Here is a 26,553-nt window from a genome sequence, read left to right on the forward strand (position 1 = left end):
TCAAAATCGCTTTAATTGAGTCCCGAGTGAGCGTGATTGTTGATATCTCTTCCAACTGACTGACGCGGCGGACCGATCACGTAACCGGGCGCCGGCTGCAAAAGGGGGTACACGATGGCTGATAGTACGCAGCACAAGCTGAGCCGGGTCCGCCCGCCGCGGGTCCAGATCACCTATGACGTGGAAACCGGTGGCGCGGTTGAAAAGCGCGAACTGCCCTTCATCGTCGGCATCATGGCCGATCTGTCGGGCAAGCCCGCCGAGGCCCTGGCCCCGGTCAAGGACCGCAAGTTCGTGGAAATCGACCGCGACAATTTCAACGAGGTGCTTTCCGCCGCCACCCCGCGCGTCACCCTGCGCGTGCCGAACCGGCTGGTGAAGGATAGCGATGAACAGCTGGGCGTCGAGCTGTCCTTCAAGCACATGGATGATTTCGAGCCGGTCGAGATCATGGAACGCGTGCCGCAGCTGAAGAAGTTGCTGGATGCCCGCAAGCGTCTGCGCGACCTGCTGACCAAGCTGGACGGCAATGACAGCCTGGATGCCCTGCTCTCCTCCGTCGTGAAGAGCACGGAAGAACAGGCCGAGCTGAAGAAGCTGCTGCAACCGCAGGCCTGAGCGCCGGCACCCGCTTGAAACAATTCCGGGCCGGCGCCCATGAAAGCGTGCCGGCCAAGCCGATGGAGGCTTTGCGATGCCCGATACTACATTGCTTGACAAGATCATTGTCGAGGGCAAGCTGGCGCGTGATGACAGCCAGAAGGAATTTGCCCGCGATCTGGTTGCCGAGTTCGTGAATTCCGTGCTGGCCGAAGAGGGTGGCACTGTCGGCAACGACGTTGTGGCCCTGATCAATGACAAGATCGCCGAGATCGACGATCTGCTGTCAGCCCAGCTGAACGAGATCCTGCACGATCCCGACCTGCAGAAGCTGGAGGCCACCTGGCGCGGCCTGTCCTTCCTGGTCTTCAACACCGAGACCAGCACCAGCCTGAAGCTGCGCATCCTGAACATCACCAAGGAAGAGCTGCTGAAGGACCTGGAAAAGGCCGTCGAGTTCGACCAGTCGGCGCTGTTCAAGAAGGTGTACGAGGAAGAGTACGGCACCTTCGGCGGCAACCCCTACAGCATGCTGATGGGCGATTACGAGTTCGGCCGCCATCCCAACGACGTCAAGCTGCTGGAACTGGTATCGAACGTCGCTGCCGCCGCGCATGCGCCCTTCATCTCCGCCGCCAGCCCGCGCCTGTTTGATATGGACAGCTTCACCGAGCTGGGCGTGCCGCGCGATCTGTCCAAGATCTTCGAGAGCATGGAGCTGGTGAAGTGGCGGTCCTTCCGCAACAGCGAGGACAGCCGCTATGTCAGCCTGGTGCTGCCGCATGTGCTGCTGCGCCTGCCCTATGGTCCCGACACCAAGCCGGTGGAGGGCGTGAACTTCGTGGAGGACACGGACGGTCGTGACCACAAGAAGTATCTGTGGGGCAATGCCGCCTATGTCCTGACCCAGCGTGTCACCGACGCCTTTGCCAAGCATGGCTGGACCGCGGCCATCCGCGGCGTTGAAGGCGGCGGCAAGGTCGAAGGCCTGCCCGCCCACACGTTCCGCACGGATGAGGGCGATGTCGCGCTGAAATGCCCGACGGAGATCGCCATCACCGACCGCCGCGAGAAGGAGCTGAACGATCTCGGCTTCATCTCGCTGGTCCATTGCAAGGGCACCGACTATGCCGCCTTCTTCGGCGGTCAGACGGCCAACAAGCCGCGCCAGTACAATACGGACGCGGCCAATGCCAATGCCCGTATCTCCGCCATGCTGCCCTATGTGCTGAACGCCTCGCGTTTTGCGCATTACATCAAGGTCATCATGCGCGACAAGGTCGGCAGCTTCATGACCAAGGACAATGTTCAGACCTTCCTGAACACCTGGATCATGGATTACGTGCTGGGCAAGGACGATGCCGGCCAGGAACTGAAAGCGAAGTATCCGCTGCGCGAAGCCCGCGTCGATGTGTTCGACGTACCGGGCAAGCCCGGCGCCTACCGCGCCACCGTGTTCCTGCGGCCGCATTTCCAGCTGGAGGAACTGACCGCCTCCATCCGCCTCGTCGCCGAACTGCCGGCGCCGGCTGCCTGATCCCTGGGGAACCGGCCGGGTCTTCTGGCCGGTTCCGCCCTGTCATAGACCGAACAGACATCGAGACGGAGAGCGGCCATGGCCGGCAATATGTTCCTGAAGTTGACCACCCCGGATATCAAGGGTGAGTCGACCGACAGTTCCCACAAGGAAGAGATCCAGGTCCTGTCCTGGAGCCATTCCTTCAACCAGCCCACCTCGCCCACCCGCAGCAGTGCGGGCGGCGGCACCGTGGAGCAGGCGAACCACTCCGACTTCTCCTTCACCAAGTACATCGATGCGTCGACCGACGACCTGCTGAAAATGTGCTGGAGCGGCAAGCACATCCAGAAGGGCGTCTTCTCCGCCTACCGGTCCAACGGCGATAACAAGCCGGTGGAATATCTGGTGATCACGATGGAGAAGATCATCGTCTCCAACGTGTCCATCGGCGGCGGCACCGGCGACATCCCGACGGAGACGATCACGCTCTCCTACGGCACTGTCGAGTACAAGTACATCCCGCAGAAGGAAGATGACGGCACGGGCGAGGGCGCCCAGCCGGTCAAGCACGACCTGATCAAGCAGGAAGTGTCTTAATGCCAGTTCCCGGTGATCGGTACCGATCACCGGGCCTCAATCGCCGGCGCCGCCATCCGGCGGCTTGGCTACGCCGCACGTGCGGCGCGGCGGCAGTCGCCGCCGTCCTGTCCCCGGCAAGGGTATGCCGGGGACAGGGTCGAGGCCAGATGCGGCAATCGGGGGTGCCCGGATGTTGGGTGCCGCCCCGACGGGAGGATGCATGGTAACGGGTCCCCGCCTGATGCCAAGTGTGGCCGCGCCGCTGTTCGACCGGCTGGTCGATACGGAGGATGCGGCAGGTGCGCAGTCCATGCTGGACCGCGACGGGCTGATCCTGTCCATCGCGGGGGAGATTTCGCTGCTGCTGAACACACGCTGCCCGCGCCCGCGCGAGGTGATGGCGGGACGTCGGCGCACGACCCTGGATTACGGCATTCCTGATCTGTCAGGTTTCCAGCCCTTCGACAGCACGTCAGAGGCTGCCCTGGTGACCGAGTTGGAGATGGCGATCGCCAGCTTCGAACCCAGGCTGCTGTCGCCACGTGTGCATGTGTCGCGCCTGACGCCCGCCCTGAAGGAAGCGTTCCTGACCGAATGGTCGCAGCGCGCCGCTTCGCTGCCACCCAATCAGGGGCTGCGCCGGCAGGGGGCCTGGTTCACGGTGCTGCCGCCCGAACATGACCGCCGGGCCCTGCTGGTGGAGATTACGGGTTCCATCCGGCTGGATGACCGCATCGAGCCGGTCAGTTTTCCCGTGCTGCTCCCTAACGCCTCGGGAGGTCGCAATGCCGCGTGACGAGGCCGAGGCCCTGTTCGCGGCCTATGAACGCGAACTGATGTATCTGCGCAACGAGGGGGCGGAGTTTGCCCGCACCTATCCGCGCGTGGCGGGGCGGCTGGATTTCAACGGCCATGAAAGCCGTGACCCGCATACCGAACGGCTGCTGGAAAGCTTTGCCTTTCTGACGGCCCGCATCCAGCGCACGCTGGATGCGGAATTCCCGCTGATCCCGTCAGCCCTGCTGGATACGCTTTATCCCGCCCTGACGGCCCCGGTGCCCAGTGCCGCCATCGCGCATTTCGAGGTGGACCCTGGTCAGGCGCGCGCCGCACAGGGGTTCCACCTGCCCGACAATATTGCGCTGCATGTTGAAAGCCCCTCACACGGGCTGACCTGCCGCTTCAACACTTGTTACCCGGTGAAGCTGTGGCCGGTTCAGGTGGTGCGGCAGGAGATGCTGCGACCGGAGAAGTTCCCGTTCCTGGCGCGGCTTGGCGGTGCCGCCATCTGGCGGTTGCGGCTGCGGGCGCAGGGCAACCTGACCTTCGCCGACATGCAGCCCGACCGCCTGCGCCTGTTCCTGGACGGGGAGCCGGCGGTGGCGGGGCAATTGATGGAAATGCTGCTGGACCAGTCGCGCGCCGTCGTTCTGGCCCCGGCCACGGAAGGCGGGGAACCGACCGCCACCTTGAAGCGTGATTGCCTGTCGCCTGTCGGCTTCGCGCCGGATGAAGATTTGCTGCGCTTTCCGGACCATGCGCATCAGGGCTATCGCCTGATCCGGGAATATTTCGTGTTTCCGCAGAAATTCCTGTTCCTGGACGTGGATTTCAAGGATGCGGACGGTAATCCCGCCACCTGGCCCAAGGGCGCGGAGGTGGATCTGTTCTTCCTGTTGGATCAGCAGCCGGAACGGGCGGAGCGGCTGGAGCGGGTGACGGTGCGCCTGAACTGCGCGCCCATCATCAACCTGTTCCCCAAGACCAGCGAGCCGCTGCGTCTGGATCAGACACAGTCGGAATACCGCCTGCTGCCCGACAGCCGCTGGGAGCGTTCCACGGAAATCCATTCGATCCAGAAGGTGTCCGCCGTCATGAACCGGGCGGATGAGACGGCTTTGGTGCGTCCCTTCTTCTCCTACGATCATCTGGCGGTACGGGCCGCACCCGATTGTTTCTGGATGGCGCGGCGGCGGCCCACGGTGCGGGCCGACATGCCGGGGACGGACATGTTCCTGTCCTTCGTCGATCTGGCGCTTGACCCGTCGCTGCCGCCCACGCGCACCCTGTTTGCCCACACGCTCTGTACCAACCGGGGCATGGCCGAACAGCTGCCGCCCGACACGGTCCTGAACCTGGAGGTGGATGCGCCGGTCAAGCCGGATGGTGTGCGATGTCTCACCCGGCCCACACCGCAGATCAGCGCGCCCGAGCAGGGCGAAACCCTGTGGCAGCTGGTGTCAGCCCTGACCCTCAACCATCTGTCGCTGGCCGATGATGGCAGCGGGTCGGCCCTGCGTGCGCTCAGGGAGATCATGGTGCTTTATGGCGATGGCTGTGGTGCCGCCGTGCATCAGCAAGCAGCCGGCATGACGGCCCTGTCGTCGCGCCCCGTGACACGCCGGCTGGGGGATGAGGCCTGGCGCGGCTTTGTGCGGGGCACGGAAATCAGTCTGACCATCGATGAAAGTCAGTTCGCGGGCGGCAGCGCCTATCTTCTGGCCAGTGTCCTGGACCGGTTCCTGGCGCTCTATGGACGTGTCAACAGTTTCAGCCAGCTGGTGCTGAAAAGCGTGCAGCGTGAAGGGGTGTGGAAGCGATGGCCGGCGCGGGTTGGCGAACGGAACATTCTCTGATCAGCCAGCTCAGGTCGAACCCGGAATGGTTCGACCTGTATCAGGCGGCCTTGATCATGGAACGCGACGCCGCGCGCGGCGGGGCCGCACCTGTGCCTGTGGGCGAGGGGGCCGATGCCGGGCAGGAAGCCATTCGTTTCCATGCCAGCCTGCGCGCGCGTCCGTCTGCCGACCCGCTGGAACGGATCGACCGGCGGGAAATGCCGTCGGGGCGCACGCGGTTCCGGGCGAAGATCAATTTCCTGGGCCTGGGGGGGCCCTTCGCCCCTCTGCCGCCGCCGGTATCGGAACTGCTGGCCGACCGGGTGCGGGCTGGCGATGCCGCCATGCGCGATTTCCTGGACCTGTTCAACCACCGGCTGGCTAGCCTGCTGGTACGGTCGCGCCGCGCGCACCGGCCGGATGTGACCGGCAAGGCGCCGTGGCGTACGGGCATGGCCGACTGGCTGGCTGCACTCTGCGGGCTGGGGGTGGAGCCGCTGCGCCGTCGCCTGTCAGTGCCCGACCGGTCGCTTTACCGGCACACAGGCCTGCTGAACCGGCCCGTGGCCAGCCAGCACGGGCTGGAACGGCTGCTGATGGTGCATTTCGCGGTGCCGGTGCGGGTGGAGCCGCTGACCGGCGACTGGATGGAACTGGAGCCGGAGGACCGTACGCGCCTGGGCGATAAGGGCGATAATGCCAGGCTGGGCATCGGTGCTGTCCTGGGCGGACGCGTCTGGGACCAGGGGGCGGGGATCACGGTGGAACTGGGTCCGCTGGACCTTGCCACCTTCCGCGCCTTCTTGCCGGGTGGGGATGCGGCCCGGGCGCTGGCCGATCTGGTGGCCCTGCATGCGGGCCCCGAATTGGGCATCACCTTGCGCCTGCGCCTGAAGGCAGAGGAAGTACCGGCGGTAGAGTTCAAACCCGACCGCCAGGACCGTGTTCTGGGCCGCACCGCATGGCTGCCGGCGCGCGAAAAGCGTGAAGTGGTTCTCACCCAGCGGTTGGTGTGAGGGGGCCATGCTTCGCGCTTTGACGGGTACCAGGGCTGGGGTAGGATCAGAGGTCTGGCGGACAGGTTGGACCAACCGGGGGACAAGGTCATGGCCGGGACAGTGATACAGGGACGGTTCGGGGCCGGCGGCGCCAAGCTGCCGGGAACGCTGGGCGGGCTGACGGCTGGCGGGCCTGGGCATGTCCGTGTCGTCATGGCATCCGGCGGGCATGGCAGTGGTCATCCCGGCGCCCAGCAATTGCCCCCCGGTCTGATCCGGCCCGGCGGTGGCGGCAGGCCCCTGCCCGAACGCGTCCGCGGCCAGATGGAAAGCTTCTTCGGGACCGATTTCTCCGACGTGCGGGTTCATGTCGGGTCGGAGGCGGCCAGCATCGGTGCGCTCGCCTTTACCATGGGTTCCAGCCTGTATTTCGCACCCGGCCAGTATAATCCCGACAGTCCGCAGGGTCTGGCCCTGCTGGGCCATGAACTGACGCATGTGGTGCAGCAGCGGCAGGGGCGGGTGCGCAACCCGTTCGGCAGCGGCATCGCCGTCGTCCAGGATTTGCATCTGGAGGCAGAGGCCGACCGGATGGGTGCGCGTGCCGCCAATCATCGTGTGTCGGAAGCCGTGCAGGCCAAGCCGGCGCCGGGTCTGGTACCGCGCGGGGCCGGTGTGCCGCGTCCGGCCCAGCCCAAGGCGCCGAAGGCCCCTGATGCCGGCGGTTACCGTCTGATCGTCGGCGGCTATCTGCATCAGGAGAAGGGTTTGCCCGATGGTATGGCGGGCCATGGTTTCGTGGCCATTGAGAAGCCGGGCGGCGGGCGTCAGTCCTTCGGCTTTTCCCCCGCCGGCTTCTCCAACATGGATGCCAGACGCGACCTGGGCAAGCTGACGGCGGGTGTGCCGGGCCGGGTGCATGATGATGCCGCCGCCTTCACCAAGCCCGGTGTGCGCACCCGTTCCTACGCCATAAGCCGCGAACAGGCCGAACAGGCCATGGGCAAAGTGGCCGAATACCGCAAGGGCGCGCAGTTCAGCCTGGCCCGTAAGCAATGCAGCAGCTTCGCCATGGATGTGGCACGGGCGGCGGGCGTGGATGATTTTGCCGGCGCGAAGGTGAAAAGCCCGCGTGAGTGGTACCGGAAGATTTGAGGTGGAATGGCCCGGTCTATGTCTGGGGTGCCCTTCGACATTCGCCTCAGCCATTCTACAAGACCAGACACTGACCGTCTGATGCGCTTCGTGCGTCGAACGTCACAGAGTGACGTTGGTCCTTTTGCCGATCTTCTCGATCACCACCCGTTCGCAGACGCCCATATGCTTCAGCATGAAAAGCGCCTGGAAGGACTTTTCTGCCGCCCCTGTGACCTTCGGGCGGTAAAGCTTTTTCACGCGAAGGGTTCCGATCTGAAAATAGACGGTATGGGTCATGCCGGACATGTCCTTGACGCCAATGCCCGACTCGTAAAGCCGGGCCAGTTTTTCGGCGCATCCCTCGTCTTTGCCACTGGTGCCTTGATCGCTGGAGCAGGGGCTGGAGGTGATATAGAGATCGAAGCGTACACGGCTCTGGGGACAGCCAAGTTCTATCCAGCGCTGCGGAACCAGACTGGTGACATAATCTTCGGCGTGATTATGTTCATCATCGACCAGATCCTCGCCAACCAAATCCTCATAAGTTGCGGATGGCTTATAGCTCTGGGTGATAACGGACTGGGTAGGGGTGAAATTCACCTGGGCAAAGGTGCCGAACCCGGAATTGATCTGGTTGTTGTTGAGCTGACCACTTGTGGTGCCGCTGAACATTGCCTGCGCGACAGGTGTCGTGCCGCCCCAGCGCGTGGGGGCAATCGGTGGCGGGGCATGCCGACATTTCGGCCCGCAAGGCTCCGCCTTCAACTGCAGGGGCGCCGAGGAAGCAGTCTTTCCCGGCCATGTCACGGGCGGCGGCGCCACCGGCGGGCGGGAGCCGGCGCCGAGAGAAGGATGAGCCATCTTCGGCTGGATACCCACGCCCGGATGAGACCGGGTTCCGCCGGTGGTTGACGGTAGGCTGCCGAACTTCGTTGGAGGTGGTTTGGCCACAGGAATGCCTCCAGAAATTTCTGAATGCCACCATGCCTTCAATATACGGTAAATACAATCCTGGCGCGTAAGGGCGACGGACTTCCTGTCGCGTACTGCCCCGAGGCTTGTTTGCCTTCTTTCGTGCCAACCGGGTCGGCTGACCTTTGCGCCTTCCCATTGCATCCATTAGGATCACGCGATCCCGCAGAAGGCTGGAATCTCTCATGTCCTCCATCGCCACCCTGATCGCCCGCCTGAACCCCCTGACCAAGCGGGCCATGGAGGGGGCCGCACAGCTCTGTCTGGCCCAGACCCATTACGCCGTGGAGGTGGAGCATCTGCTACTGAAGCTGGTGGAGCGGGGGGAGGGCGATCTGACGCCCGTGCTGCGCTATTACGGTGTCGATGCGGGGGCGTTGCAGAAGGAGCTGACCACCGCACTGGATCGGCTGAAACGCGGAAACAGCCGCACGCCGGCCTTTTCCGACCATGTGGTGCGGCTGCTGCAATCGGCCTGGCTGGTGTCGTCGCTGGAACTGGGGGCCACCCAGGTACGCTCGGGCGCCATCCTGAAGGCGCTGCTGGACGATGATGCGCTGCGTGGTCTGCTGCTGGAGCCGGTGCCGCTGCTGACGAAAATTCCGCGCGGGCGACTGGTGGAGGATTTGAAGGAACTGGTGCGGGGCACGGCAGAGGATGCGGGCAGCGGGGGCGGGGCGCCTTCTGCCCCGGTTGCCGCCCCTGCGCCGAAGCCGGCCATGATGCAGGGTGCGGCACCGGCTGCCCCGGCGGGGGTGAAGCTGGCGGGTGGGCCGACGCCGGGGCTGGATGCCTATACGATCGACATGACGGCTCAGGCACGGGCCGGCAAATCCGATCCCGTGGTGGGGCGTGAGCCGGAAATTCGGCAACTGGTCGATGTGCTGATGCGCCGGCGCCAGAATAACCCGATCCTGACGGGCGATCCCGGCGTGGGCAAGACGGCGGTGGTTGAAGGGTTCGCACAGCGCGTGGTCGAAGGGTCGGTGCCCCCGCCGCTGCGCAATGTCCGCGTCCTGTCGCTGGATCTCGGGCTGTTGCAGGCCGGTGCCGGCGTGCGGGGTGAGTTCGAGAACCGCCTGAAACAGGTGATCGAGGAGGTGGCGGCATCGCCCCAGCCCATCATCCTGTTTATCGATGAGGCGCACAGCCTGATCGGGGCCGGCGGGGCGGCGGGGCAGGGCGATGCGGCCAATCTGCTGAAACCCGCCCTGGCGCGTGGTGAGCTGCGGACCATCGCGGCCACCACCTGGGCCGAATATAAGAAATATTTCGAGAAGGACCCCGCCCTTGCCCGCCGTTTCCAGGTGGTGAAGGTGGAGGAGCCGGATGAGAAGAACGCCATCGCCATGCTGCGCGGGCTGGTGGCCAAGCTGGAGGCCCATCACGGCGTACGTATCCTGGATGAGGCGGTGTCCGACGCTGTGCGCCTGTCGCATCGCTATATCACCGGACGGCAATTGCCGGACAAGGCCATCGGGGTGCTGGACACGGCCTGTGCCCGTGTCGCCATCGCCCGCAGCGGACCGCCGCCGCAGCTGGAGGCGGCACAGCGCCGCCGCAAGCTTCTGTCCGATGAAATTGCCCTGCTGGGCCGGGAATCGGCGCTGGGCCGCGACCATGCCGACCGGATTGATACGCTGTCCGATGAACAGGCCAAGGCCGAGGAGGAGGAAGCCCACCTGCAGCAGCGCTGGCAGCAGGAGAGCGATCTGGCAGGACGGGTGCGCGACCTGGAGGGACAGTTGGCGGGCGGTGGCCTGAACGGCGCGGATTTCACGCGGGTGAAGGCGAAGCTGGACGGGTTGCGGCTGGAGCTGGAGCAGTTGCAGGCCACCGACGCCATGGTGCCGCTGTCGGTCGATCACCGGGCCGTGGCGTCGGTCGTGTCGGGTTGGACCGGCATTCCTGTCGGCCGCATGCTGACCGACAGCATTGCCGTGGTGCGCAACCTGCGCGCCAAGCTGGGTGAGCGGGTGGTGGGGCAGGAAGCGGCCCTGGACGCCATCACCAAGCGTATCAGCACCTACTACGCCTCTCTGGCCGAACCGGGAAAACCCACGGGCGTGTTCCTGCTGGTAGGGCCCTCGGGCGTGGGCAAGACGGAGACGGCGCTGGCGCTGGCCGAAACCCTGTTCGGGGGCGAACGGTCCGTTATCACCATCAACATGTCGGAATATCAGGAGGCGCACAGCGTTTCCGGCCTGAAGGGCGCGCCGCCGGGCTATGTCGGCTATGGCCGTGGCGGCGTGCTGACGGAGGCGGTGCGGCGCAACCCCTATTCCGTGGTCCTGCTGGATGAGGTGGAGAAGGCGCACCCAGACGTGCTGGAGCTGTTCTATCAGGTGTTTGACAAGGGCATGCTGGAGGATGGCGAGGGCATTCTGGTGGATTTCAAGAACACCGTCATCTTGTTGACCAGCAATATCGGTTCCGACGCCATCATCGACCGCGCCCGCCGTTCCGGCCCGCTGCCGGGGCCTGACGTTCTGGAGGCCTTGATCCGCCCTGACCTGCTGCGCCATTTCAAGGCGGCCTTGCTGGGCCGGATGGTGGTGGTGCCCTATCTGCCGCTGGATGAGGGGCGGTTGCGGGAGATTGTGACCTTGAAGCTGGCCCGTATTCAGCGCCGGATGGATGATGCCTATCAGGCGGAATTGAGCTGGGATGACAGTCTGGTGGCCCATGTCCTGTCGCGCTGTCAGGCGGTGGAGTCCGGCGCCCGTGCCATCGATCAGATACTGACCAACGGCCTGCTGCCACAGATGTCGGCCACCATCCTGGACCGGCTGTCGATGGGGGAGACCATCGACATGGCGCATGTGACGGTGGCTGACGATGGTGACATTCGCATCCAATTCGACCGACCGGCGGCCCGGCGATGAGCGACGCTGATCAGAAGCAAAGCGGCCAGTCGCTGTCGATCACGACGCCGCTGGGCGCCGACAAGCTGATCCTGCGCGAACTGACGGGGCGGGAGGGGATCTGCGAACTGTTTCAGTTCGACATCACCGCCATTGCATCCGATGCGGCGCTGGACATGAGCAAGGTGGTCGGCAAGTCGGTCACCGTCACCCTGACGGGACCGGACAGCACCAAGCGCTATATTAACGGTATCTGCGTGCGCGCCGTGCAGATGGAGAAGACCTATTCCCTGCAACTGCGCCCCTGGCTGTGGCAACTGGGCCTGACGGCGGACTGCAAAATCTTCCAGGACAAGTCCGTGCCGGAGATCGTGAAGGCGGTATTCGGCGATCTGGGCTTTTCCGATTTCAAGGACAGCCTGACCGGTAGCTACACGGCGCGCGAATATTGCGTCCAGTATAATGAAACCGCCCTGGATTTCGTCTGCCGCCTGATGGAGGACGAGGGGATCTTCTGGTTCTTCACCTTCGCCGACGGGACGCACACCCTGGTCCTGGCCGATGATGCCAGCGCCCATAAAGACCTGCCGGTACTGGCGACCCTGCCCTATCTGCCCCTGCCATCGGGCAAGGAATGGCTGGAGGATGACCGGGTCGACAGCTTCCTGCTTGAGACCGCGATGGTGCCGGGCAAGTACCAGACAGACGATTATTTCCTGGAAACGCCGTCGACGGAGCTGAAGGTCAATGTTGCCGGCACCGGCAGCCTGCAGGTCTATGAGTATCCCGGTGGCTATACCAAGAAGGATGCGGGCGACGCGCGCGGCAAGGTGCGGCTGGCAGAGCTGGAGGTCGCGGCCAAGCGGGCATCGGGGTCTTCCACGGTGCGCGGCGTGGCGGCGGGGTTGAAATTCACCCTGTCGGGCCATCCGCGCAGCGATGCTAATGCCGCCTATGTCCTGCACGGGGTCAGCCATTCGGTCAGCCTCGGCGGCTATTCCAACAGTTTTGAGGCGCTGCCCGCCGACACCACCTTCCGGCCCGCCCGCCGCACCCCGCGCCCCCGCATTCCCGGCACCCAGACGGCCATTGTGGTGGGTAAGTCGGGGGAGGAGGTGTGGACGGACAAATTTGGCCGCATCAAGGTGCAGTTCCACTGGGATCAGGTCGGCAAGAAGGACGAAAACTCCTCCTGCTGGGTACGGGTGGCCCAGGGTTGGGCCGGCAAGAACTGGGGTGCCTTCTTCCTGCCGCGCGTGGGGCAGGAGGTGGTGGTCAGCTTTCTGGAGGGCGACCCCGACCGCCCGCTGGTCACCGGTTCCGTCTATAATGGCGAACAGCAGGTGCCCTACACCCTGCCCGACGACCAGACGAAAAGCACCATCAAGACCAACACTTCCAAAGGTGGCGGTGGCTATAACGAGCTGCGGTTCGAGGATAAAAAGGACAGTGAAGAGATTTATCTTCAGGCCCAGAAGGACATGAAAGTCCTGATTAAAAACTCCCGCACCACCACGATCAACGAGGCCGACGACACCCTGACGCTCGACAAGGGCAACCGCGCCACCACCATCACCAAGGGCAATGACACCCTGACCATCACCGAGGGTGATCGCACCTTTTCGGTGGCCAAGGGCAAGGAAACCTATGGGGTGAAGGGGACCCGCGCCATTACCGTCGAAGGGGGGGAGACCAAGACCAACAAGGACAAGGTCACCTGGAAAGTCAGCGGCGATTTCTCGCTCAAGGTTGACGGCAATATCACCATTGAGGCGGGGGGATCGGTGACCCTGAAATCCGGCACAGGCCTGACGGTGCAATCGGGTACCAGTATGGATTTGAAGGCGGGAACGGCATTGACGGCCAAGGCATCGACCGATGCCAAGGTGCAGGGCCTGAACGCCACGTTGCAGGGCGATGTCGGCGCCACGGTCAAGGGATCCGCCACGGGCACCATTGATGGCGGCGGCATGCTGACCGTCAAGGGTGGCCTGGTGAAGATCAATTGAGGGGGGCGGTGATGGACGAACAGCAGCAACCCGCCCCGCCGCCCGAACCGCCGGTAGCCATGGAGGACCGGGACGAGGCCGGGACCGTCCGTCGCCGCTATACTATGGAAGGTGGGGTGCTGCAGGGCGCGATGGAAACGTTCGACGCCGATGGCGTTCCGGAAACGCGGATGAGCTTTCATCAGGGCACGCTCCACGGCCCGTCCACCATCTTTCAGGCGGGACGACCGGCGGTACAGATGTCCTATGTCAACGGCCTGCTGCAGGGGGAGGTGCGCAGCTTTGATCCTGCCGGGCGGTTGACGGCGGTGACAAGCTTTGTCGGCGGCAAACGGTCGGGCGACAGCCAGATTTTCCGGCCCGATGGCACCCTGTTTCGACGTGAAAGCTGGCAGGATGATCAGATGCATGGCCCGGTGGAGGAGTTCAATCCCGATGGCAGCCTGCTGCGCCGGTCCACCTATGTCGCCAATATGCTGCATGGCGAGGTGCTGACCTTCGGGGCGGCCGGCACGGAGCCAGAACGGGTAATCTTCGACAAGGGTCTGGCACAGGGGCCGTTGGCGCCGCTGGCGGGGCCGGCGCCCAAGGCCGGGTTGCGGCAGCGTTTCTTTGGCAAGAAAGGCGGGTAAGGCATGGGACAGCAGGTCGTGATGGGCGCCCTTTTGCAATGCACGATGGGGGCGGCGCCCAGCAGCATGATGGTGCTGCCCGCCAATTGCACAATGGCCTGCAACATGCCGGCGGCCAACATCATGGATTATGTGCCCATGATGAACATCATGCCGTTCGGTACCTGCATCTCGATGGCCAACCCGATGGTGGCAGCGGCAACGGCGGCGGCGCTGGGCGTGCTGACGCCCATGCCCTGCATTCCCATGACGGTGGCGCCCTGGGTCGTGGGGGCGCCGACGGTGCTGATCGGCAATATGCCGGCGCTGAATAACTCATCGAAATGCATGTGCGCCTGGGGCGGGTCGATCGCCATTAACTTCGCAGGTCAGGCGACCGTGCAGGTCCCATGACACTGACTGCCACCGGTTGAGTCAGGACCCCAGTTCCCCTATCATCCCTGTTGATACACCAGCCCGAGGACCGCATGTCCGGCCACGCTGCGCGCAAGCCCCCGATCCCAGCCCGTCCGGCCCTGCCGGCGGGGCCGGGTGCCGCCGTGGCGCAGCGGTTGAAGACGTTCGAGGCGCTGCGTCCCGGACCCAGCGGTGGCCAGCAGACGGCGACGGCAGGCGATCCCCTGGTGCGTGCCACGGCCGACAGGTTCCAGGTGCGCGACAGCGGGCGCGGCGTCATGGTCCGGCCCAACGGTACCTATAATTTCGTGCGGGTCACAGGGGAGACGCAGGCCAAGGCGGAAACGCTGGTTTCGTCCAAGGTAGGCCATGCCGCCATCGCCGCCGGGCGGCCCGTGCTGTATGCCGGGACGGCCCGATTCGATAATGGCGCGCTGGAATGGTGGAGCAACTATTCCGGCACCTATCAACCCATGGCTGCGTTCAAGGGACAGGCGGGATTGCCTGTGGAGCGGTTCCAGCCCTGGCAGAAATTGCAGATGGGCGGGGTGGGCATGCAGCGCGGCACCTTCCTGGATCGCCGCGACCCGTCCGCCCCCACGGCCCCGGAAAAACCCGCTGCCCCGGCCAAGCCCACGGCGGCGCCGGCCCCTGCCGCCGCGAAGGAAGGGCCTGCCGCCCGGCCCGCTGTGAAAGTCGCCGCCGCGACACCGCCGGCCCCGGTAAAGTCCGCGCCGGCCCCGATAGCGGCCAAGCCGGCGGTGTCCGCTGCCGCCCCGGCGCCGTCGGCACCCGTGCCGCCGACCGCAGCACCCGCCCCGGCGGCAGCACCGGCGCAGGCGAAGATGGCGCGGGCCGGCATGGCCCCGCCGCCCGTGCGCTGGTCCGGGTTGCCCCGGTGACGCGCGGTCGTCTGATCCTCATCCTATCCGGTATCCTGCTGTTCGGTCTGCTGACCTTTGGCATCGGCCTGCTGGTCGGGCTGAACATGCCGGTACCGTCCGCTGCACCCGCCGGGAAGCCGCCGACTTTATCGCAAGCGGCCAAGGCAACGGAAGCGAAGGCCGATTCGGTGCCAGGTGCTACTGCGGGGCCGGCGGACACAGCGCCCAAGGATGCCCCGGACGCGGTGGCGCCGACCAAAGGCACCATTGTGGACCCGCCCCCCATCATTCCCGTCGGACCGCCGCCGCCCATGGTAACCGACGTCACCAGTGCCGCTGATCCCCAACAGCCCGTGTCATCGCCGCTGATGGGACCGCTGGCGGCAGAGGCCGCGACACCGCCCCCACCGCCGCCCCCGCCACAGCCGGCGGTACCGGCACCGCCCCCCTCCACCCGTATCCTGGCGGTACAGCTGGGCCGGTTCACACGCCAGGACAGCGCCACGGTCTTTGCCAAGCGTCTGACGGAAAAGGGATACCGGCCCCAGATCGTCATGGCCGACTATGCCGGCATGCCGCCCTGGTATCTGGTCACCCTGGCCCCACAGCCGGACGAGGCGACGGCCAAGCGCGTGGCAGGGGAGATGTCGGCCCTGCTAGGGATTGAGGTCATCGTCATCAGCTGGGCCGCACCGCCCGCTAAGTGATCAGGCTGCGATCCCCGCCGGCAGGGCGATGCGGATGCGGGTTCCCTGGCCGTTGTCGGGGCGGTCCGCCGACAGGCGTCCGCCATGGCGGCTGGTCAGCAGGGTGGCGAGGTACAGGCCCAGGCCCAACCCGCCGACACTGGCCGTCAGCGGATCGCCACCGCGCAGGAAGGGGCGGCCCATGCCCATCACCACTTCCGGCGGCAGGCCCGGCCCATCATCAACGATGCTGACCACCACCTCCCCCGCCGGCGTCGCCTCCCCATCGATGCGGACATGGCTATGTTCGGGCGTGTGGGTGACGGCATTGTCCAGCAGGGCGAACAGGATCTGACGCAAGGCCAGCGGGTCGGCCTTCACGATCAACCCGTCGGGCACATGGTTTTCCACCGCCGTGCGGCGATGCTGTGCCCGCACCCGCGCCTGTCCGGCCACCCGCCCCACCTCTTCGCGCAGGTCCAGCGGTTCCGGGGTCAGGGCGTGGCCCGTTTCGGCCTCTGCGCAGGCCACGATGCTTTCCACCAGTTCCAGCAGATGATGGCCAGCGGCCGAAATCTCCCCGGCATAATCGCGCACCCGGTCCGCCGGCATGGGCAGGGTTGGGTCGCCCAGCATGTCTGCAAAGCCGATGACGGCGTTTAAGGGTGTGCGCAACTCATGGCTGACCGAGGAGAGGAATTGGCTTTTGGCGCGTTCCAGCGCGCGGCTTTCGATGCCGGCCTGTCGCATCGCCTCGGCTGCTGCCTCGCGTGCGCCAAGCGCCTCTGTCGTCCGGTCGGCCAGACGGCCTACCAGGAACCGGACCAGCAGGAACAGCATCATCCCCGTCACGCCGACATAAAACAGGCCCTTTGCGGTCTGAAAGGCCGACAGTTCGGTCACGTCGCCGAACATGGCCTTGGCCGCCTGATCGGAAAAGACGATCCACAGGGACGAAACGGCGACAAATGCAAAGGCCACCCGAAAGGCCGCCTTGTTGGGCGCGGATGCCAGCCAGCGTACCGTGTCCATGGGCGCCTCCGCGCATCAGGGCAGCGAACAGGAAAGAGAGCATAATCCACAATGGCCGGGTGAAGAAAGTGTATCGGTGGACACGCGTAGCGCGACCTTCTCGTCTGTCTGGACCCGCAGGGTATGGTGCCTGTAGGCTGCGCCCCCATGACTGACATCCGCCCTACCGATCCCAATGTCCTGCAACGGCTGGCCTCCGATCCTGACAGTTCGGTGTGGGTCGGCGCGTCGGCGGGGACGGGCAAGACCAAGGTCCTGACCGACCGCGTGCTGCGCCTGATGCTGGCCGGCACCGACCCGTCGCGTATCCTGTGCCTGACCTTCACCAAGGCGGCGGCGGCGGAAATGGCCAACCGTATCGCCGACCGCCTGTCGGTCTGGGCAGTGCAGGATGAGGATAAGCTGCGCGCCAACCTGCACGCCCTGACGGGACGGGAACCGTCGCGCGGCGAGGTGGTGGCGGCCCGCCGCCTGTTCGCCCGCGTGCTGGATACGGCCGGCGGCATGAAGATCCAGACCATCCATGCCTTCTGTCAGTCGCTGCTGCGCCGCTTCCCGCTGGAGGCCGGGCTGGCCCCGAATTTCGAGGTCATGGATGATCGCACGGCAGAGGAATTGCTTGCGGAGGCGAAACAGTCCGTTCTTTTGGCGGGTCGTTTTGAACCCGGAAGCTTTCTGGCGCGAGCAGTAGACCTGCTGACCGGGTCGGTGTCGGAGGATGAGTTCAACGACCTCCTGGCCAGCCTGACGGCGGAACGCGGGCGGCTGAAACGCATTTTGGACGCCCAGGGCGGACTGGAACCCGCCATCGCGGCCCTGCGCAGCAGTTTGCGTGTGGCGGACGGGGAGACGGACCTGACCGTCCTGTCGCGCGCCTGTGCCGCCGGGGCCGTGGATGAGCGGGGCCTGCGCCGCGCCTGTGCCACGCTGGCCACGGGCACAAAGACGGATGTGGAGCGGGGGATCGGCATCCAGGTCTGGCTGGACGGGGATGAACAGCACCGTCTGCGCGGCTGGGCCGATTACACGTCGCTATACCTGACGACGGAGGGGGAGCCGCGCAAATCCCTGATGACCAAGAAGCCATCGGAGGCCGATCCGATGGCGCTGGAGATTTTGCAGCGTGAGGCGGCGCGGCTGGTCGCCGTGATGGAGGAACGGCGGCGGGTGGCCGTGGCGGCCCATACTTCGGCCCTACTGGTCCTGGGTGAGGCGCTGCTGGGCCGGTATCAGCGGCTAAAGGATGCGCGGGGCGTCCTGGATTTCGACGATCTGATTCTGGCGGCCTCCAGCCTGCTGTCGGGCGGGGCGGGGGCGGATGCCTGCGCCTGGGTGTTGTTCAAGCTGGATGGTGGCCTGGATCATGTGCTGATCGATGAGGCGCAGGACACCAACCCCGAACAATGGGCGGTCGTGTCGGCCATTGCGGAGGAATTCTTTGCCGGGCTGGGCGCACGGGATGACCGGGTCCGAACCTTGTTCGTGGTGGGCGACGATAAACAGTCGATCTTCAGTTTTCAGCGCGCCGACCCCGCCGAATTTGCCCGCATGCGCCGGCATTTTGATGCCAAGGTGAACGCGGCCCAGCGCATCTGGCGCATTGTCGACCTGCAGACCAGTTTCCGGTCGGTGGGGGCCGTCCTGTCGGCGGTGGACAAAGTGTTTGCCGGCGGTCTGGCCCGCGACGGGGTGGCGGGGCCGGATGTGGAGGTGCGGCATATCCCGCATCGGCGTGGCAATGCGGGACGGGTTGAAATCTGGCCCCTGGTCAGCCCGCAGGACGTGGTCGATCCCGACCCCTGGTCCCTGCCGCTGAAACCCGAACAGGCGGACAAGCCCGTGGCGCGGCTGGCCCGCACCATGGCGGATCAGATCGCCCGCTGGCTGGCCGATGGCGAAATGCTGGTGTCACGCAACCGGCCCCTTCGGCCCGGCGACATCATGGTGTTGGTGCGCAGCCGGGATCAGTTTGTGGGCCATCTGGTCCGCGCCCTGAAGGACCGGGATGTGCCCGTGGCCGGCGTCGACCGCATGGTTTTGACCGAGCAACTTGCGGTGATGGACCTGATGGCGCTGGCCCGGTTCCTGGTCCTGCCGGAGGATGATCTGAACCTCGCCATCCTGCTGAAATCGCCGCTGTTGGGGTTGAGCGAGGAACAGCTTTTCCAGGTGGCGCATGGGCGACCGGGGCGGCTGTGGGCGGCACTGACCGACAAGGCCAAGGAGGATGCCGGTCTGGCCACGGCGTGGGAGTATCTGCGCGCCATCCTGAACGATACCGATTACCGGGCACCCTATGAGCTGTTTGCCGGCGTGCTGTCGCGGCCCTGTCCGCCCGATCCCGCCGGGTCGGGTCGGCGCGCCATCCTGTCCCGTCTGGGGGCGGAGGCGCAGGACCCGCTAGAGGAGTTCCTGACCGCCTGCCTGCTGTTTGAGCGGGAGCATGTGGCCTCCCTGCAAGGCTTCCTGCATTGGCTGGAGGCGTCGGAGGCGGAGATCAAGCGCGAGCTGGATACCGGTGGCGGCGACGGGCCGGGGCAGGTGCGCATCATGACCGTGCATGGATCGAAGGGGTTGCAGGCCCCCATCGTCTTCTTGCCAGATACGATGCGGGAGCCGGACAAAAGCCCGAAAATCCTGTGGCCGGAAAAGCCGCTGGCGGGGGAGGTGCCGACCGATCCCGGCCCGCCGCTGCCGCTTTATGCACCAAGGCGGGGGATGGAGGATGCGACGGCGGGGGTACGCCGGGCCATCGCCAACCGTCGGCGCGATCAGGAGTATCGCCGTCTGCTCTATGTCGCGCTGACCCGCGCCGAGGATCGCTTGATCGTCTGCGGCTGGGAACAGCAGCGCAAGACGGGTGGTCCCGGCTCCTGGTACCGGCTGATCGAAAGCGCGCTGGAGGGCATGGCGCGACCGGAACCGTTCGATTTCACCGCCCTGTCGCCCGCCGGCTGGGCCGGAACCGGACTGGTCCTGCATGAGGCGCAGACGGTGCCGGTGCGGGACGAGGCCGTGGCTGTCGCGGCGACGTCGACGGGGGTGGAACTGCCGGCCTGGGCGCTGGAACCGGCACCGCGCGATCCCAGCCCGTCCAAGCCGCTGGCCCCGTCACAGCCCGACGCGCCGGAACCGTCGCTGCGTTCTCCATTGGGTGCGGACGATGGGCTGCGGTTCAAGCGCGGCAACCTGATCCATACATTGTTGCAGGTCCTGCCTGAGACGGAGCCGGCGCGGTGGGCCGAGGTGGCGGCGGCCTGGCTGGCGCGGCCCGCCCACAACCTTACCGCCATGCAGCAGGCGGAGATCGGGGCGGAGGCGCTGCGCGTCCTGAACGACCCGACCTTTGCGCCGCTGTTTGCACCCGGCAGCCGGGCGGAGGTGCCGCTGGTCGGTCTGGTGGGTGGCCGCGCCCTGTCAGGCCGGATCGACCGGCTGTGCGTGACCGATGATGCCGTCTGGATCGTTGATTACAAGACCAACCGCCCGCCCCCGCGTGAGGTGGAGAAGGTACCTGCCATCTACCTTCAGCAGATGGCCGCCTACCGCGCGGCCCTGTCGCGGATCTATCCCGGCAAGGATGTGCGCTGTGTCCTGCTCTGGACTGACGGGCCGTTCATGATGGAGCTGCCGGGTGACCTGATGGATACGCATGCGCCGTGAGGGGGCGGCCCCGCCCTTTACGCACCCACCCAGCGCCGGATCATGAGGGCGAGCGGTTCGGCCTTCGCGGCCATCTCTGTGCTGTCCTTGATCACCACCACGCCCCGGTCGGGTGCGGGCCAGTCGGCCAGCCCGGCAGGATCGTCGAAGCGGAAGCCGCTATTGTCCTTGGCCTTGGCTCCCCGATGCAGAACGACCCGGGCGGTGCCGTCGCGTTGCAGGCCCAGGGTCACAATGTCGGTGCCGTCCAGGGCGAAGCTGGGCGCGTTCCACTTGATCCCTTCCACCAGCCCCGGATGGGCAGCACGGATCAGCGTGCGCAGTTCCTGCACGACGGCCAGCGTTTCTGCCGGCAGGTCCGCGAGGAAGGCATCCACATTCTTATAGGCTTTGGGTGGCATCAGCCCTCATCCCCCTCGTCCCCGTCATCGGCCTCACGCGGGCCATGGCGGCGTTCCAGCAGACCATATTTGCGCAAGTACCCCCGGAACTGGTGATAATTCAGGCCCAGATCAGTGGCGGCCCGCTTCTGATGGAACTGATTGCGTTCCAGGGCATTGCGCAGCAGCACCTTTTCATAATCCGCGACCAGACCCAGGAAGTCGCAGGGACCGTCGGGCAGGGCGGGGCCAGTGCTGTCCGCAGGCGCCGTCGCAGCGGGGGCGCTGGGCGCAGATGCGGCCGGGGGCATAGTGACGACGATGGGGGCCGGAGCGGCATCGTCATAGATCGACATCTGCTTAGGCCGCCAGGGCGACTGGAACGGGTCGAAATGGATGTCGGTGATGGGGCTTTCCGGGTCGCCGGCGCGATAGACGGCGCGCTCCACCACATTCTTCAGCTCACGCACATTGCCGGGCCAGTCATAGGCCAGCATCTGCTGCATCGCATCGGGCGTGAAGCCGCCGAAAAAGGGCCGGCCCAGTTCGCGGGCCATGGCCACGCCGAAATGTTCGGCCAGAATGGGGATATCCTCCGGCCTGGCGCGCATGGGCGGGATGGTGACCACGTCGAACGACAGGCGGTCCAGAAGGTCCGCGCGGAACTTGCCCTGATCGGCCAGGCGCGGCAGGTCGGCATTGGTGGCGCCCACCACGCGCACATCAATTTGAATGGTGGTGTTGCCGCCCACCCGCTCAAACTCTCCATATTCGATGACGCGCAGGATCTTTTCCTGCACGCGCAGGGTGGCGGTCGCGATCTCGTCCAGGAACAGGGTGCCGCCATCGGCCAGTTCGAACCGGCCCACATGGCGCTTGGCCGCACCCGTGAAGGACCCGGCCTCATGCCCGAACAATTCGGTTTCTAGCAGCGTGTCGGACAAAGCCGCACAGTTCAGCTTCACAAACGGCTTGTCCCAGCGCGGGGACAGATAGTGCAGACGGGCCGCCACCAGTTCCTTGCCCGTCCCACGCTCCCCGATCACCAGGGTGGGGCGGTTCAGGGGGGCGGCCTGCGAGACATGCTCCATCAGGCCCAGGAAAGACGGGGCCTGACCGATCAGCGACGGGGGGGAAACGGCGGGGGACATGGGGCCGGTGCCACTCTTTTTTGACTGCCAATATCAGCATCTTAGCGAAGAGTGGGCGGATTGGCGAGCGAGTGGTGAGAATCGCCAACGAGTGGGGTGATTGCCACCCGCTGCCCTATCGCCGTGAAATTGCCAAATCCACTAACTCATTGATATTAAATGAAAGTGAGATTGTGGCGGAGAGTTGGCACACCCCTTGCTCTTACTGTTTTTAGACACCGGGGAAACAACGAGATCGCAAGGAAGCCAGCCATGACCGACTTCACCTACGACAATGGGATGTCCGATCAGCCGGCAACCGGCTATACCAAGTCCGCCGACGGGTTCTTTGCCCGGCCTGCGGGTGGCATGTTCCGGGACCTCTATGAGGATTTCCGGGCCGTGCCGGTGGAAGCCTGGATCATCCTTGCGGTGGCCACCGGTTTGAGCAACCTTTTCATTGCCCTTGCCTGAAGGAGACCCCGACATGGGCATTTTTTCCCGCCTCGGCGACATCGTCAATTCGAACATCAACGCCATCCTGGATCGCGCTGAGGACCCGGAAAAGCTGGTCCGGCTGATCATCCAGGAGATGGAAGACACGCTGGTCGAAGTCCGCTCCTCCGCTGTTAAGACAGTGGCGGAGAAGAAGGAGATTGAACGCCGCCTCTCCGAAATCCGCCGCGAGTCGGAGGATTGGCAGCGCAAGGCCGAATTCGCCCTGTCCAAGGACCGTGAAGACCTGGCCAAGGGTGCCCTGGTCGCCAAGGCCAAGCTGGCCGAGGCCGCAGAGCAGATGTCCAGCGAGCTGGGCCGTCTGGACAGCGCACTGGCCAAGACCAACGAGGATATCGGCGCGCTCCAGGTCAAGCTGGCCGACGCCAAGACCCGCGAAAAGACCTTGATTGCGCGGCATAAAACCGCCACCAACCGTCTGAAGGTCCGCACCCAGCTTTACGATGACCGCATCACGGACGCCTTCTCTCGCTTCGAGCAGGTTGAACGTAATCTCGATGTGTTGGAAGGTCGCTCTGAAGTGCTGGGCATGGGCCGCGGCGCCAAGAGCCTGGAGGACGAGATCGCCGAGCTGGAAGCCGAGTCCAAGGTGGAATCGGAACTGGCGGCGCTCAAGGCCAAGCTCGCGGCCAAGGATCAGCAGGGGTAACCCCGACCGGGGCGCCCCTCGCGTCGGGAATGCAGGGGGGCCGCCCGCACTGGGCTGTGCCTTGGGATAAGGGGGGCAACTATGCCTGAAGGAGTATTTGTCGTCGCCGTCATCTTCATGGTGATCGTGGCGCCCGTCTGGATCATCTTCCACTACGTGACCCGCTGGCGCATCGCCAAGACGCTGTCAGCCGATGATGAGCAGATGCTGTCCGAACTCTGGCATTCCGCCAACAAGATGGAAGACCGCATCCGTCAGCTGGAAAAAATCCTGGATGCCGAGGCGCCGGGCTGGAGGGCGAAAGCATGAGCGACCGCCACGGCCCCGGCACCCCGCCGCCCTTCCCCGGTCGCGACCAGTATCGGTCGCGGTCGGGGCGCGGTTCCGGGCACAACCGGAACTGGGAACAGGAATATTTCGGCAAGCGCCCGGAACAGAGCTGGGCGGACTATTTCGGCCTGGGGCCCGACACGTTCGGCGGCTCCAAGCGCAAGCAGCGGCAGCGCGAGGATTGGGGCCCGGCCCCGTCCTCATCCGACCCTGGCCGCGCCCAAGACCACCACGGACAGTATGCGGAGGACAGCATGGGCGACCATTATCCTTCCCGACCGTACCGGCTGTGGCGCAGCCGCACCGACAGTAAAATCGCCGGCGTCTGCGGCGGTATCGCCGAATATGCCAATGTCGATGCCTGGATCATCCGTCTGGGCTTTATTGTCGGTTTCTTCTTCTTTCCGCCCGTCTTCCTGTTTGGCTACCCGATCCTGTGGTGGCTGCTGAAGGAACGGCCCACGGGCCTTTATGAGAGCCGGGAGGAGGAGGTGTTCATGCGCTCCGTCGCCACCAAGCCCGACCAGACCCTGTCCGGCCTGCGCGGCAAGTTCCGCGACCTTGACCGTGACCTTGCCAAGCTGGAAGGGTTCGTGGCCTCCCGCGAGTATGACCTGCACCGGCAGTTCCGCGACCTGGAGAAGAAGTAAGGCGCCTGTCGCCGCTTCTTCTCCCCGCATCAGGTGAAGCCATGAGCCCCTACATGATCCCCGTTCTGGCCCTGTGTATCCCCATCGTGGCGCTGATTGCCCGGGGGGTGCGCCGGTGGCACCAGATCGATATCGAGGTGGCGCAGAGCGAGGTTGATCTGCGCCGGCGCTTCCGGGCGCTGGACGATATCGACCGGCGGGTGGCCGGCATCGAACGCTATGTCACCAGCCCCGAATTCGGTTTGAACCGGCAGTTCCGCGACCTGGAACGCCCCTCCTCCTGAACCACGGCCTTAAGGCGACGCACGATGTTCAACTCACCCTTTATCGTTCCCGTCATGGCCCTGATGATCCCCATTGTGGCCATCGTCATGAAGCATCTGACACAGATGCGGGCCATGCGGGTCGGGGGCCTGTCGGAAGGGGCGGCTGCCGAACTGTCGGATCGGGCCGCACGGCTGGAGGACCGGGTCCTGCAGCTTGAAAGAATCTTGGACGCGGAAGCACCAGGTTGGCGCAGTCGCGCCTGAAACAGGTTGCCTTTAGTTCCGATGCTTCGAAACTAAAGGCTTCGGCGGCACGTGCCGCCGCCGCGCCGGTCGGCGCGGACACCATCGGTCAGGATGTCTGACCGATGGTGTGAGTACCCGGCGGATGTCCGCCGCCGGTCTTGCGAGGGGCAGCAAGGGATAGTCCGACCCGACCTGCCCCTGTCATCTCACACCCATACCTACCCACTTGACGCGCCTTCCACCCGGTCGCCCCTGCTGCCGGGATAGGAAAGGCGCGTCTTTTCTTGTCGCCATGGCAATTTTCGGGTGGCAAATAATTCTTGCTGACATACATTGACGGGCCAGAGGAAACGCAGATAAGCGAACGGCCATGACCGTCATTGCTTTATATGAAACACAAAAATTCAGATATTGCGATGCATACACACATATATTGCACCGCAATATCGACATTATTTATTCAATGACTCGGCGAATAGCTGTTTGGATATTGGTTACTAATTTATTAATATTTAACTTTAGGCGGGATTGCCTCTATATCATTCGGTCTATGTCTCTTGGTCGGTTGCGCCGGCTATCGCCCTTCCTGGCGCTGACCCTGCTGCTGGCTACGGTCCTGACGGCCAATGCGCCGGCTCTTGCCCTGGTGTGGGATGGGGAGATGGAACCGTTGGCCCAGTACCGTACCTATTGTCAGACCTATGGTGACCGTGACCCTGGCTGCGCCGTGGGTCTGGGCGGCAAGGTGGGTACACCCGTCGGGATGGACCGGGTCGATGCCGGCCGTGCCACGCTGGGCATGGCGGTGCTGGTCCACCGGCAGGTGGTGGATGACCTGATCTATCGGGAGGATAAGCAGGACCGGTGGGAGATTCTGGGCACGCCGGGGCGGGGCATGGCCGGGGATTGCGATGATGTAGTGATGACCAGCATCTCCCGACTGCTGCGCCGGGGGTTCCCGCGCGCGGCCCTGCGCGCCACCATCGTGCGCCTGCCCGGCAATGGCGGCCATCATCTGATCCTGTCCGTGCGGCGTCAGGCCGAGCAGGGGTTGGAGGAGATTTATCTGGATGACCGCCACCATCAACCGATGCGGCCTGAACAACTGGCCGCCGAAGGCTATGTTTTTGTGGCGCAGGAAGTGCCCGGTCGCCGCACATGGCGCCGCGCGCAGAGCCAGCCAGCCTTGATGATGGCCGAACGCGGCGAAGGCTGATGCGTTTGCTCAAATTCTAAGCAATCGCGACCAAGGTCGGGGGTAATAGTGACTTTGCCGCGAAGAACGGCACTATTCTTGCGTAAATTAGAGAAAAATTAACCATACTGCCCTTTTTCAATTCTTCCCTGCCTGAAAAATCACCAGAACTTCTTCTTTGATGGCAGGCTGCCCCTTTGTTGAGCAGTCGTCTTGGTGGCTTCCCTTGCGGCATCCTTGATTTCGCACATGCAAAGCCGTGGCACACTTGTTGCTGAAACCCTGTTTCGTATCAGGGGGATGCGGATCGCGGCGATGCCAAGGGCCCGACGCGCGCCGCTTCCCCGCCGACAGACGCGAAGGTGGACATGGCCAAACATGCCGTAAGGGTCGCCGTCAGGAACGTCGTCAGGGTGGTCAAGGCCCCGCCGGCCCTTGTCGCTGCCAAGGCGCGGGCGGCGGACCGTCAGGTCCGGCAACCGGCCGCCAGCCTTCACACGCCGGAGCTTCTGTCCGGCGTCTCCTGGGATGAAGGCCGCAAGGTCTGGTTGGTTCATCCCCTATCCTTGCCGGCCCGGGGCTGACCCGGTCGCCGGCCCATC

General features: G+C 64.9%; 26 protein-coding genes. 22 read left to right on the forward strand and 4 right to left on the reverse strand.

The genetic code is table 11. The features are described from left to right. Positions 1 to 114: 114 nt before the first annotated feature. The 7 genes from tssB to C0V82_RS13200 all read left to right on the forward strand — a co-directional run bounded on the left by tssB (position 115) and on the right by C0V82_RS13200 (position 7,469). The gene (gene tssB / locus C0V82_RS13170) at positions 115 to 618 is read left to right on the forward strand and encodes a type VI secretion system contractile sheath small subunit (RefSeq protein ID WP_102112696.1); all 504 of its coding nucleotides are present in this window, start codon (positions 115 to 117) and stop codon (positions 616 to 618) included. 76 nt (positions 619 to 694) lie between these two features. After that, on the forward strand, positions 695 to 2,137 hold the full coding sequence (gene tssC / locus C0V82_RS13175) for a type VI secretion system contractile sheath large subunit (protein WP_102112697.1): 1,443 nt from the start codon (positions 695 to 697) through the stop codon (positions 2,135 to 2,137). 78 nt (positions 2,138 to 2,215) lie between these two features. Next, on the forward strand, positions 2,216 to 2,716 hold the full coding sequence (locus tag C0V82_RS13180) for an Hcp family type VI secretion system effector (protein ID WP_054166685.1): 501 nt from the start codon (positions 2,216 to 2,218) through the stop codon (positions 2,714 to 2,716). A 202-nt stretch (positions 2,717 to 2,918) separates the two neighbouring features. Next, positions 2,919 to 3,494, forward strand: coding sequence for a type VI secretion system baseplate subunit TssE (tssE, locus tag C0V82_RS13185; protein ID WP_158659912.1), 576 nt, complete (start codon positions 2,919 to 2,921; stop codon positions 3,492 to 3,494). Continuing rightward, positions 3,484 to 5,334 (forward strand): type VI secretion system baseplate subunit TssF, encoded by a 1,851-nt coding sequence (gene tssF, locus C0V82_RS13190; protein ID WP_158659913.1) that lies wholly within the window; start codon positions 3,484 to 3,486, stop codon positions 5,332 to 5,334. Before tssE ends, tssF begins: the two co-directional genes overlap by 11 nt. Then, entirely contained in the window at positions 5,298 to 6,332 is a 1,035-nt protein-coding gene (tssG, locus tag C0V82_RS13195) for a type VI secretion system baseplate subunit TssG (RefSeq protein WP_102112700.1), read from the forward strand. Before tssF ends, tssG begins: the two co-directional genes overlap by 37 nt. A gap of 90 nt (positions 6,333 to 6,422) precedes the next feature. Next, positions 6,423 to 7,469 carry an eCIS core domain-containing protein gene (locus C0V82_RS13200; protein WP_102113418.1) on the forward strand — a complete coding sequence of 349 codons (1,047 nt, stop codon included), beginning with the start codon at positions 6,423 to 6,425 and terminating at the stop codon, positions 7,467 to 7,469. Positions 7,470 to 7,571: 102 nt separating this feature from the next. Here the strand turns inward: C0V82_RS13200 and C0V82_RS26905 are convergent, their stop codons facing one another. Next, positions 7,572 to 8,444 carry a hypothetical protein gene (locus C0V82_RS26905; RefSeq protein ID WP_158659914.1) on the reverse strand — a complete coding sequence of 291 codons (873 nt, stop codon included), beginning with the start codon at positions 8,442 to 8,444 and terminating at the stop codon, positions 7,572 to 7,574. 164 nt (positions 8,445 to 8,608) lie between these two features. On the opposite strand from C0V82_RS26905, the gene tssH reads away from it, so the two are divergent. The 6 genes from tssH (at position 8,609) to C0V82_RS13235 (ending at position 15,915) form a co-directional block, all read left to right on the forward strand. Then, positions 8,609 to 11,308, forward strand: a complete 2,700-nt coding sequence (gene tssH, locus C0V82_RS13210) for a type VI secretion system ATPase TssH (protein ID WP_102112702.1) — start codon at positions 8,609 to 8,611, stop codon at positions 11,306 to 11,308. Continuing rightward, positions 11,305 to 13,296, forward strand: a complete 1,992-nt coding sequence (locus tag C0V82_RS13215) for a type VI secretion system Vgr family protein (RefSeq protein ID WP_102112703.1) — start codon at positions 11,305 to 11,307, stop codon at positions 13,294 to 13,296. Before tssH ends, C0V82_RS13215 begins: the two co-directional genes overlap by 4 nt. An 11-nt stretch (positions 13,297 to 13,307) precedes the next feature. Beyond that, positions 13,308 to 13,928, forward strand: coding sequence for a toxin-antitoxin system YwqK family antitoxin (locus C0V82_RS13220; RefSeq protein ID WP_102112704.1), 621 nt, complete (start codon positions 13,308 to 13,310; stop codon positions 13,926 to 13,928). Between the two features lie 3 nt (positions 13,929 to 13,931). Next, on the forward strand, positions 13,932 to 14,321 hold the full coding sequence (locus tag C0V82_RS13225) for a DUF4280 domain-containing protein (protein ID WP_102112705.1): 390 nt from the start codon (positions 13,932 to 13,934) through the stop codon (positions 14,319 to 14,321). A 74-nt stretch (positions 14,322 to 14,395) separates the two neighbouring features. Then, positions 14,396 to 15,226 carry a hypothetical protein gene (locus tag C0V82_RS26910; RefSeq protein ID WP_158659915.1) on the forward strand — a complete coding sequence of 277 codons (831 nt, stop codon included), beginning with the start codon at positions 14,396 to 14,398 and terminating at the stop codon, positions 15,224 to 15,226. After that, the gene (locus tag C0V82_RS13235) at positions 15,223 to 15,915 is read left to right on the forward strand and encodes an SPOR domain-containing protein (RefSeq protein ID WP_102112706.1); all 693 of its coding nucleotides are present in this window, start codon (positions 15,223 to 15,225) and stop codon (positions 15,913 to 15,915) included. Before C0V82_RS26910 ends, C0V82_RS13235 begins: the two co-directional genes overlap by 4 nt. Here the strand turns inward: C0V82_RS13235 and C0V82_RS13240 are convergent, their stop codons facing one another. Then, positions 15,916 to 16,926, reverse strand: a complete 1,011-nt coding sequence (locus tag C0V82_RS13240; protein ID WP_102112707.1) for a sensor histidine kinase — start codon at positions 16,924 to 16,926, stop codon at positions 15,916 to 15,918. Positions 16,927 to 17,073: 147 nt separating this feature from the next. On the opposite strand from C0V82_RS13240, the gene addA reads away from it, so the two are divergent. Next, positions 17,074 to 20,589 carry a double-strand break repair helicase AddA gene (gene addA / locus C0V82_RS13245; protein WP_102112708.1) on the forward strand — a complete coding sequence of 1,172 codons (3,516 nt, stop codon included), beginning with the start codon at positions 17,074 to 17,076 and terminating at the stop codon, positions 20,587 to 20,589. A 17-nt stretch (positions 20,590 to 20,606) separates the two neighbouring features. Here addA and C0V82_RS13250 read toward each other — a convergent pair whose 3' ends face one another. After that, positions 20,607 to 20,990: a DUF1801 domain-containing protein gene (locus C0V82_RS13250; protein WP_102112709.1), complete on the reverse strand. Its 384-nt coding sequence runs from the start codon at positions 20,988 to 20,990 to the stop codon at positions 20,607 to 20,609. Further along, positions 20,990 to 22,120 (reverse strand): phage shock protein operon transcriptional activator, encoded by a 1,131-nt coding sequence (pspF, locus tag C0V82_RS13255; protein WP_102112710.1) that lies wholly within the window; start codon positions 22,118 to 22,120, stop codon positions 20,990 to 20,992. Before pspF ends, C0V82_RS13250 begins: the two co-directional genes overlap by 1 nt. Before the next feature lie 252 nt (positions 22,121 to 22,372). Here pspF and C0V82_RS13260 point away from each other — a divergent pair, with 252 nt between their 5' ends. The 8 genes from C0V82_RS13260 (at position 22,373) to C0V82_RS26915 (ending at position 26,535) form a co-directional block, all read left to right on the forward strand. After that, positions 22,373 to 22,573 carry a hypothetical protein gene (locus tag C0V82_RS13260; RefSeq protein WP_054166664.1) on the forward strand — a complete coding sequence of 67 codons (201 nt, stop codon included), beginning with the start codon at positions 22,373 to 22,375 and terminating at the stop codon, positions 22,571 to 22,573. 13 nt (positions 22,574 to 22,586) lie between these two features. Further along, the gene (pspA, locus tag C0V82_RS13265) at positions 22,587 to 23,264 is read left to right on the forward strand and encodes a phage shock protein PspA (protein WP_102112711.1); all 678 of its coding nucleotides are present in this window, start codon (positions 22,587 to 22,589) and stop codon (positions 23,262 to 23,264) included. 81 nt (positions 23,265 to 23,345) lie between these two features. Then, the gene (gene pspB / locus C0V82_RS13270) at positions 23,346 to 23,573 is read left to right on the forward strand and encodes an envelope stress response membrane protein PspB (RefSeq protein WP_054166666.1); all 228 of its coding nucleotides are present in this window, start codon (positions 23,346 to 23,348) and stop codon (positions 23,571 to 23,573) included. After that, complete coding sequence (locus C0V82_RS13275; protein WP_102112712.1) at positions 23,570 to 24,244, forward strand: PspC domain-containing protein; 675 nt, start codon at positions 23,570 to 23,572, stop codon at positions 24,242 to 24,244. The genes pspB and C0V82_RS13275 overlap by 4 nt, the downstream gene beginning before the upstream one ends. A 41-nt stretch (positions 24,245 to 24,285) precedes the next feature. Beyond that, positions 24,286 to 24,528: a hypothetical protein gene (locus C0V82_RS13280; RefSeq protein ID WP_102112713.1), complete on the forward strand. Its 243-nt coding sequence runs from the start codon at positions 24,286 to 24,288 to the stop codon at positions 24,526 to 24,528. 24 nt (positions 24,529 to 24,552) lie between these two features. Further along, positions 24,553 to 24,774 (forward strand): envelope stress response membrane protein PspB, encoded by a 222-nt coding sequence (locus C0V82_RS13285; protein WP_102112714.1) that lies wholly within the window; start codon positions 24,553 to 24,555, stop codon positions 24,772 to 24,774. 532 nt (positions 24,775 to 25,306) lie between these two features. Beyond that, the gene (locus tag C0V82_RS13290) at positions 25,307 to 25,972 is read left to right on the forward strand and encodes a transglutaminase-like cysteine peptidase (protein WP_158659916.1); all 666 of its coding nucleotides are present in this window, start codon (positions 25,307 to 25,309) and stop codon (positions 25,970 to 25,972) included. Between the two features lie 347 nt (positions 25,973 to 26,319). Then, on the forward strand, positions 26,320 to 26,535 hold the full coding sequence (locus tag C0V82_RS26915) for a hypothetical protein (protein WP_158659917.1): 216 nt from the start codon (positions 26,320 to 26,322) through the stop codon (positions 26,533 to 26,535). Positions 26,536 to 26,553: the final 18 nt, after the last annotated feature.

Source organism: Niveispirillum cyanobacteriorum, assembly GCF_002868735.1.
In the GTDB taxonomy this organism is placed as follows: Bacteria; Pseudomonadota; Alphaproteobacteria; order Azospirillales; family Azospirillaceae; genus Niveispirillum; species Niveispirillum cyanobacteriorum.